Annotated in this window: 7 protein-coding genes; 4 read left to right on the forward strand and 3 right to left on the reverse strand. The window is 75.7% G+C overall.

Going from position 1 to position 5547, the window contains the following annotated elements; translation table 11 throughout:
• Both ACFQ11_RS36835 and ACFQ11_RS36840 read left to right on the forward strand, forming a co-directional pair.
• Positions 1-724: hypothetical protein (locus ACFQ11_RS36835; RefSeq protein ID WP_378307446.1), on the forward strand; the 724-nt coding region annotated here is incomplete at its 5' end.
• 29 nt (positions 725-753) lie between these two features.
• Positions 754-1674 (forward strand): NADP-dependent oxidoreductase, encoded by a 921-nt coding sequence (locus ACFQ11_RS36840; RefSeq protein ID WP_378307448.1) that lies wholly within the window; start codon positions 754-756, stop codon positions 1672-1674.
• A 41-nt stretch (positions 1675-1715) separates the two neighbouring features.
• On the opposite strand, the gene ACFQ11_RS36845 is transcribed toward ACFQ11_RS36840, so the two are convergent.
• Positions 1716-2774 carry a PP2C family protein-serine/threonine phosphatase gene (locus ACFQ11_RS36845; RefSeq protein ID WP_378307450.1) on the reverse strand — a complete coding sequence of 353 codons (1059 nt, stop codon included), beginning with the start codon at positions 2772-2774 and terminating at the stop codon, positions 1716-1718.
• A gap of 101 nt (positions 2775-2875) precedes the next feature.
• Positions 2876-3301, reverse strand: coding sequence for a PPOX class F420-dependent oxidoreductase (locus tag ACFQ11_RS36850; protein ID WP_378307452.1), 426 nt, complete (start codon positions 3299-3301; stop codon positions 2876-2878).
• Between the two features lie 50 nt (positions 3302-3351).
• Here ACFQ11_RS36850 and ACFQ11_RS36855 point away from each other — a divergent pair, with 50 nt between their 5' ends.
• Positions 3352-3966 (forward strand): alpha/beta hydrolase family protein, encoded by a 615-nt coding sequence (locus tag ACFQ11_RS36855; RefSeq protein ID WP_378307454.1) that lies wholly within the window; start codon positions 3352-3354, stop codon positions 3964-3966.
• A gap of 181 nt (positions 3967-4147) precedes the next feature.
• Here the strand turns inward: ACFQ11_RS36855 and ACFQ11_RS36860 are convergent, their stop codons facing one another.
• Complete coding sequence (locus ACFQ11_RS36860) at positions 4148-4351, reverse strand: DUF5999 family protein (protein ID WP_378307456.1); 204 nt, start codon at positions 4349-4351, stop codon at positions 4148-4150.
• A 353-nt stretch (positions 4352-4704) separates the two neighbouring features.
• Here ACFQ11_RS36860 and ACFQ11_RS36865 point away from each other — a divergent pair, with 353 nt between their 5' ends.
• A complete protein-coding gene (locus ACFQ11_RS36865; RefSeq protein WP_378307458.1) occupies positions 4705-5433 on the forward strand; it encodes a (Fe-S)-binding protein in 729 nt (242 codons plus the stop codon).
• The last annotated feature ends 114 nt before the right edge of the window (positions 5434-5547 follow it).

Here is a 5547-nt window from a genome sequence, read left to right on the forward strand (position 1 = left end):
GGCGGGCTCGGCGCTCCGGGAGCTGGTCCGGGTCGACGCCGCAGCGCTCGCCGCGCTCGCCGCCGTCGCCGCGACCGCGCCGGACGCCGCCGCGGTGCGCCTCCGCCGGTCGAGCCTCGACCGGCTCGCGCGGGACTGCGCCCGCGTGCTGGACGAGCGCGCCGCCGACCTCGCCGGGCTCTGGGACGCGACGGCGCACCGTCCCCTGCGGGACGCGGTCGAGGCGCTGGACCCGGCCGTCCGCGACCGGTTCGACCGGCTCTGGCTGCTGGCCGGCGAGCCGCCGCTGCCGAAGTCGCTGCGCCGCCTCGTCCGGCTGCCGGGCATCGCGGACGCCCACGCGTTCGACCTCGCCGCCCGCCGCGTCCGCCGCGCCCTCGGGCTGCTGGCCGTGCGGGACGACCCGGCCCTCGCCCGCGCGGTCCGGCGCCGCGCCGCGGCGCCGCCGCTGTGCGCGCTGACCGTCCACGTCACCTGCGCGCGGCCGGAGATCCCGCTCGCCGTGATCGCGGGGCCGCGCCGCGCGACCGTCCCCGGGTTCCCGGCCACCTCCCTCGCCGACGAGGACGGCCCGTGGCGGTCGGCCTTCCCCGCCGTCCGGGAGCTCGGGACCGACACGGGAGGGTTCTGGGACGAGGTGGCCGAGCACGGGCTGCGCGCCCCGGCGTCGTGGCTCGCCGCGGGCGGCTGGCCCGTGCTCTGGGCCCGCGCCCACCGGGATTAGTTCCGTTTCTCCTGGTTATGTGTGTGGTCATGCGCGCTGTTACATATGCGGCCTATGCGGCGGACAACTCGCGGCTGAAGGTCGAAGACGTCCCGGACCCGCGGGTGGGTCCCGGGCAGGTCCTGATCGAGGTGTGGGCGGCCGGGGTGAACCCGGTCGACTGGAAGGTGATGGCGGGCGGGCTGGACGGGATGATGGAGGCGCTGTTCCCCGTCATCCCCGGCTGGGACGTCGCCGGGGTCGTGCGGGCGACCGGCCCGGACACCCCCGAGTTCGCGGTCGGGGACGAGGTGATGTCGTACGCCCGCAAGGACGTGGTGCGGGCCGGGACGTTCGCCGAGTACGTGGCGGTGTCGGCATGGTCGGTGGCCCCCAAGCCGACGACGCTGGACTGGCGGCAGGCCGGCGGGCTGCCGCTGGCCGGGATGACCGCGCTGCGCACCCTGGACCGGCTCCAGGTGGGCTCCCGGGACACGCTGCTGATCCACGGCGCGTCCGGCGGCGTCGGTGACCTCGCCGTGCAGATCGCCCGCGCCCGGGGCGCGTTCGTGATCGGGACGGCGTCCGAGCGCAACCATCCGCACCTGCGGGGCCGCGGCGCCGAACCCGTCGTGTACGGAGACGGGCTCGTCGAGCGCGTGCGGGAGCTCGCCCCCGGCGGGGTCACGGCGGTCGCCGACTTCGCGGGCGGGCAGCTCGACACGACGCTGGCCGTGCTGGCGCCCGGGGGGCGGCACGCGTCCGTCGCGGACCCCGCGGTCGCCGAGCACGGCGGGCACTGGATCTGGGTGCGGCCGGACGGCGCGAAGCTCGCCGAACTCGCCGACATGGCCGAACGCGGGGCGCTCACCGTGGACGTCGCCGCGACCTACAAGCTCGACCGGGTCGGCGAGGCGTTCGACGCCAGCCGCGCGGGCCACACGCGCGGCAAGCTGGTCATCGAACCGTAGCCCCGCGCCCCGGCACCGGACGGGCGGGCCTGGACGCGGGCCTAGACGCGGCGGCGCAGCAGGAGCATGGCGGCGTCGTCGTCGAGCGGTGCGCCGACGTAGGAGAGCAGGTCGGCCTGCAGGCCGTCGAGGGCCTCCTCGGGGTCGTCCGCGGAAAGGACGCCGGCCCGCTCGGAGAGCGGGTAGAACACCCCCTCGGCGTTGCGGGCCTCGATGACGCCGTCGGTGTAGAGCAGCAGCTGGTCGCCGGGGGAGAGGTCGACCTTGCCGACCGGGGCCGGGTCGTCGACCAGGACGGCGAGGCCGAGCGGCGGCGCGTGCTCGGGCGGGTCGAGCGTCGTGACGGAGGCGTCGGAACGGATCAGCAGCGGCGGCGGATGCCCGCGGTTCAGCAGCGTGACGCCGTCCTTCTCGTGCACCTCGGCGAGGACGGCGGTGACGAACTGCTCACTGCCGAGCTGCCGCGCGAGCGCGCGCTCGATGCGCTCGGCGACGCCGTGCAGGTCCGGCTCGTCGTAGGCGGCCTCGCGGAACGCGCCGAGGACGACCGCGGCGGTCTCGACGGCGTCCAGGCCCTTGCCCTGCACGTCCCCGACGATGATCCGCACGCCCCGCGCGGTCTGCACCACCTCGTACAGGTCGCCGCCGATCCGCGCGCCCGCCGCCGCGGAGACGTACCGGACGGTCGCGCGCACCGGGCCGACGCGCCGCGGCATCGGGCGCAGCAGCACCCGCTGCGCGACCTCCGCGATGTTGCGGACGTCGGCGAGCTCCCGCTCGCGGCGCTGCCGGTACACCGCGGCGAGCGTCCCGGCGGCGGTGACGCCGGCGATGGAGACGAACGTCAGGTTCGTCCGGAAGGCTCCGAGGAGGTCGTTGTAACCGGCGAGGAGCGTGCAGAGGACGATCGCGAGCACCCCCACCGACAGGGTGCGCGGGACGCCGCCGAAGAGGCTCGCGAACGCCGGGCCCAGCGCGAGCAGCGGCAGGTAGCCGACGCTGGGACCGGCGGAGAAGTCGATGACGGAGATGACCGCCATGGCCACGAAGGGCAGCAACCGCAGAGGGAGCGGCCCGTCGCGGCGCGTGCCGAGCTCCACCTGTGACGCCCCCCGGACGGCCGACTGCGTGAATCAGCAGCTTAGCGCCACGGGAGGCGACCGGGCCCGCCCGCTCGCCCCGCCGGCGCCCGCGCCGGTGCTCAGTGGGCGACGCCGCGTTCGGCGATCACCTCGGTGATCCGGGCGCGCACGAGGCACTCGCCGGGGACGGCGTTGCGGGCGCCGAACTCCTCGGCGCGGTCCGCGCCCATGTAGCGGGCGCCGATCGCGGTCGCCCAGCGGCGCATCTCGTCCAGGTCCTCGACGAGCGCCGCCTCGGCCCGCAGCAGCACGAACGAGTACGGCGGCTCCTGGTCGTCGACGCACACCGCGAGGCGCGGGTCGCGGGCGAGCGCGCGTCCCTTGACGGAGGCCGTGCCGGTGTTGAACAGCAGGTCGTCGCCGTCGAGGACGAACCAGACGGGCGTCACGTGCGGGGCGCCGTCCTTACGGGTGACGGCGCACTTGCCCGTGCGGGTCCCCGCGGTGACGAAGGCGCGCCATTCGTCGTCGGTCATCTTCACCATACGGCCAGTCTGCCTCACAAGATCATTCGTGCGGTCACTACGGTGGCGGCATGGAGCTCTCGACCGCGCACGGGCCCGCGGAGGCCGCCCTCGACGCGCCCGCGGACCCCGCGTTCCTGCTGGTCCTGACGCACGGGTCGAACGGGGGAGTGGACGCGCCGGACCTGCTCGCGGTACGGGACGCGGCGCTGGAACTCGGCGGCGCGGTGGCGCGGGTGATGCAGCCGTTCCGGCTGGCGGGCCGCCGGGCGCCCGGATCGCCGGTGAAGCAGGACGAGGCATGGCTGGAGATCGTCGCGGCGCTGCGCGCACGGTTCGGGGACGTCCCGCTGGTGCAGGGCGGGCGCAGCAACGGCGCCCGGGTGGCGTGCCGGACGGCGCGGGCGGCCGGGGCGGCCGGGGTGCTCGCGCTCGCGTTCCCGCTGCATCCGCCCGGGAAGCCGGAACGGTCGCGGGCGGACGAGCTGCGCTCGGCGGGCACGGAGGTGCTCGTGGTGAACGGCGACCGCGACCCGTTCGGCGTCCCGGACCCGGCCGACGCGGCGCGGGTGGTGGTGCTGCCCGGAGAGCGGCACGACCTGGCGAAGGATCCCGCGGCGGTCGCGGCGGCGGCGGTCCCGTGGCTGCGGCGCTGGGCGGCGTCCCGGACCGCCGTCTCCCCGTGAACGGTGTGGGTGCCCGGGCGGGGTTTGCTCGGGCGGGTTCGCTCGGGCGGATGTTCTCAGGCGGATGTGAGGGTCACCTCTGGGCCCGGGGGCGGGCCCAGAGGTCCGTGCGGTGGGGCTTGCCCCCGCGGATCGTTCATCGATGCGGCCGGTCTCCCCGTGGCGACCGGCCCCGGACGGCCTAGGCCGCGGACGAGGCCTGCAGGTCCGTCGGCCGGTGCGGTGCGATGACTCCCCCGTCGGGCAGCAGCTCACCGGTGTCCTCGAAGACCACCACGCCGTTGCACAGCAGGCTCCACCCCTGCTCGGGGTGGGCGGCCAGCGTGCGGGCGGCGTCGCGGTCGGGCGCGTCGTGCGAGGGACAGGGCGGCTGGTGCGGGCACATGGCGTGCCTCCGGTCTCAACTACTGGTCGGTGGACTTTCCTTTACTGACGCACCCCAGTGTGGAACGGTTCGCCCCCGCCGCCTATAGCCCGTTGGGACGATTGTCCTCTGGTACCGCGGCAGGGGAGATTTGTGACCCTCCTCACCCTGAGGTGCAGTACATAGCGTCCCCTGCACTCGATAACGGATGAAGAACGACACGCCGAAGATCGGCAAACGTTCCAAAAGGTCCGCCGCGTGTCACCCGGCCGCCCGGTTCCGGCCACCGGATGCCGTCGTTTCAGCCGGAGGCGGCCTCCGCGCGCCCTACGATGTCCCCCGGGGAGCGGGCCGAAGGAGGGGGGAGGCCGGTCATGCGCGTCGCGCTGTTCGTCGCGTGCTACGACGACGCGTGGTTCCCCGACACGGGGAAGGCCGTGACGGTGCTGCTGGAGCGGCTCGGGCACGAGGTCGTCCACCCGCCGGGGCAGACCTGCTGCGGGCAGTTCCACTGGACGACCGGGTACCGGCGTGAGGCCGCCGACCTCGCCCGCGCCTTCACCAGGGTCTTCGCCGGCGCGGACGCGATCGTCGCGCCGTCGGCGTCGTGCGCCGCCGCCGTCCGGGACGCCTACCCCCGGATCGCGCGCACCGTCCGCGACCCCGGCCTGGCGGGCGCCGCCGAGTCGCTCGCCGTGTACGAGCTGACCGAGTTCCTGGTGGACGTCCTGGACGTCACCGACGTCGGCGCGTACTACCCCCACCGCGTCACCTACCACCCGACGTGCCAGTCGGCGCGGGCGCTCGGCGTCGCCGACCGTCCCGAGCGGCTGCTGCGCGCCGTGCGCGGCCTCGAACTGGTCGGCCTGCCCGCCGCGGACGAGTGCTGCGGGTTCGGTGGCGCGTTCGCGATGAAGAACGCCGACGTGTCCGTCGCGATGGTCGCCGACAAGATCCGGCACATCCGCGACACCGGCGCCGACGTCGTCTGCGCCGTCGACAACTCCTGCCTCGCGCACATCGGCGGGGCCCTGTCGCGGCTGCGCGGCGGCGTCCGCGTCGCCCACCTGGCCGAGATCCTCGCCGGGACGGGCCCCGCGTGACGGGCCCCGGAGCCGGGCCGCCGGACGCCCTCGCGTCGGCGATCGCGTCCGGCGCGGCCCCCGCCGCCGGGTCGCGGGCGTCGCGGTTCGCCGACGCGGCGCGGCCCGCGCTCG

Source organism: Actinomadura sediminis, assembly GCF_042675525.1.
In the GTDB taxonomy this organism is placed as follows: Bacteria; Actinomycetota; Actinomycetes; order Streptosporangiales; family Streptosporangiaceae; genus Spirillospora; species Spirillospora sediminis.

Excerpts from the sequence above, each read along its gene's own strand:
- ACFQ11_RS36840 (WP_378307448.1), top strand. The coding sequence starts at position 754 with ATGCGCGCTGTTACATATGCGGCCTATGCGGCGGACAACTCGCGGCTG.
- ACFQ11_RS36855 (WP_378307454.1), top strand. The coding sequence starts at position 3,352 with ATGGAGCTCTCGACCGCGCACGGGCCCGCGGAGGCCGCCCTCGACGCG.
- ACFQ11_RS36865 (WP_378307458.1), top strand. The coding sequence starts at position 4,705 with ATGCGCGTCGCGCTGTTCGTCGCGTGCTACGACGACGCGTGGTTCCCC.
- ACFQ11_RS36850 (WP_378307452.1), bottom strand. The coding sequence starts at position 3,301 with ATGGTGAAGATGACCGACGACGAATGGCGCGCCTTCGTCACCGCGGGG.
- ACFQ11_RS36860 (WP_378307456.1), bottom strand. The coding sequence starts at position 4,351 with ATGTGCCCGCACCAGCCGCCCTGTCCCTCGCACGACGCGCCCGACCGC.